Below are 2,119 nucleotides of genomic sequence, written 5' to 3'. Positions count from 1 at the left end.
TTTGTGTTTGATAATGGGATTGTTAGTATGAAGCATGAGAGTTACCTCGCGTTTTGTTTAAGGATTAGACACCCATATCAAAACCGGTAACTCTCAACCTTTCAAGGTCCAGTGTCAGATCTAGTCGCGACTAATACAAATTAAACATTTATATGTTGATATCCAAGTTAGACAATGCTTCGATATCTTGAGGCGCTAGCTGGTAACGAAAAAGAATACTTTCACCGTTGCTTATTTGCCCATCGTAGCCCTCCAGTTTTTCCTGCAATGCACGTCTTAACTCCTTAAGAAGGACAGGATATTTAGAAGCATTGGAGAGCTTTAAAGGATCCTCTTCTGCCTGAGCAACTTGTTCAACAGCAAAATTTAGCACACCAAGTATATGCCGCCCATACCACCCTTTAAGGTTATTCATCATTTGAATGCAGTTACTGGATGACTGACCTACAAGTTCTTTCGTTATCAATTCAACACAACCAATATTCTTCTCTTTGGCCAAATAGTCGAGATATCGAAATAGGTTTTCTGTATTCGGTGTTTTAGTCATCAAACCAGTGCTGCTGATATCCAGCTGGCTATTTGCTTTTTTCCCCTGCGACGATACCTGTGAGGATTGTTTACGTTGGAACACTCCAGAAAGCTTCCGAAGAACTGCCATCAATGTACGTTTGGCGGATGACTCGCATGGTGGTTTGGGTTTGCTATCAAAATCCACCGGCTCGTTTTTTACTTGATAGACCCACTCAGCGAAGGTGCGATATGGCGGCCCAAAACTGGATGGTAGCTCATGAGGTGAAGGCCATTTTCCGCTTTGAACACTAAACGAATCGACAGGCATCATAATATATTCCATGCTTATAATTTATTTTTAGAATATATTCCGATCTTTAAAGATGTTACAATAAGTAAAAATCCCCAACCACCGGAGGCAGTTGAGGCTTCATGTTCTGCGCGCTCTTGCCGCAGTGTGGAACGATTATCTGTTATAACGTTATAACAGTCAAGCATTTCACTGAACGTTTGATCAGTTATTTAACGTCAAGCGTTAATGGCATTGTAGGAAGCGCTGGATATCAGCATGTTGCCATCGTGCTAAGGTATTCGTCAGCGACAGATTGCGCGACTGATTAGTTTCATCAAGTAGCAGTTTCATTTCTGATACCACCGCGTCCGCATCCTCACGATTCTTGATAACTCGCCGGACAGCTTGCTTTTCAGCGTCGTACATGACTTCTTTCAGCGCATTGGTGAAACTGTAAATACGTTGGCACTCTTCCGCGAGTATCGGAATATGACTGACGCCAAAATGCTGTAGAGAAGAGACGCCCGCCGCATAGCGCAGTGCGTGCCAGATGGCATTGCTCCATGAGCGCTCGAATCGGAAGCCGTTAGATATGCCCCAGATAAGTCGCGCAAGATGAGATGTATCGTCGGAGGTTAGTAGCTCTCGGGCTTCTGGTTGGTACTGTGACGGATTGTTAGCGCGTTCAGTATTGAAGTAGCAATCTTCCAGTTGCTCGAATACTTCCCATGCTTGATCGGTTTCGAGCATCTTGGCATGTCTTGCCGCTCCACGTTGGCTTTGTTGAATAATAGGGAATAATGCTGTTATGACACGCCTGTTTTGGATTAAAATGCTGATCGCATCCTGGATGCATCACCACGCTCTGGATTTAACATACTGATTTTACGTCAAGGGAATCCGCAGCCTTTATGGCTACGCAGCATAATATCTATTTATTCAACAAAGCCCTCCACGTTCTGTCCACTGGATGAGGCTGCGAACATTCGGGGCTATTTTCACAGACTCGCTTAAAGATAGTCTGTGCTTTAGCTCTCTTAATTCAGTCGTTTCCAATTTATAGAAATGCTTACACTCAATGAATATCTCGGCATTTCGCAGATAATTTTGCTGGATACGTATGGCATCAGAGCCATATAGCTGAGCCAATAACTCAGTGGTAATAACGGGAACCGAATTATGGCTTTGTTGAATAAATCAGAACTTGTAACGACTGCGCCCCATACGGGTCGATTGTTACGTGATGCGAATACTGTTCGGCATTCCTAATAGCGTGATCCGGTTAAGCGCTTTGACCATGGCCATGGCTTCACCCAC

Annotated in this window: 2 protein-coding genes and 2 pseudogenes; all 4 read right to left on the bottom strand. The window is 43.9% G+C overall.

Annotated features, from left to right (window positions below):
- Positions 1 to 148 precede the first annotated feature (148 nt).
- Positions 149 to 853 (bottom strand): hypothetical protein, encoded by a 705-nt coding sequence (locus QZ506_RS20175; RefSeq protein ID WP_291973446.1) that lies wholly within the window; start codon positions 851 to 853, stop codon positions 149 to 151.
- Positions 854 to 1,045: 192 nt separating this feature from the next.
- A complete protein-coding gene (locus QZ506_RS20170; protein WP_291973444.1) occupies positions 1,046 to 1,552 on the bottom strand; it encodes a hypothetical protein in 507 nt (168 codons plus the stop codon).
- 201 nt (positions 1,553 to 1,753) lie between these two features.
- Positions 1,754 to 1,996: pseudogene (locus QZ506_RS20165) on the bottom strand (ORF6N domain-containing protein); the annotation flags it as partial.
- Between the two features lie 42 nt (positions 1,997 to 2,038).
- Positions 2,039 to 2,119 (bottom strand): annotated as a pseudogene (locus QZ506_RS20160) (lipoprotein); the annotation flags it as partial.

The sequence above is a fragment of the Candidatus Symbiopectobacterium sp. genome (genome assembly GCF_020054415.1).
GTDB lineage: Bacteria > Pseudomonadota > Gammaproteobacteria > Enterobacterales > Enterobacteriaceae > Symbiopectobacterium.
The sequence above is the reverse complement of the archived record's forward strand: the minus strand, read 5'-3'. Positions and strand labels throughout refer to the sequence as shown.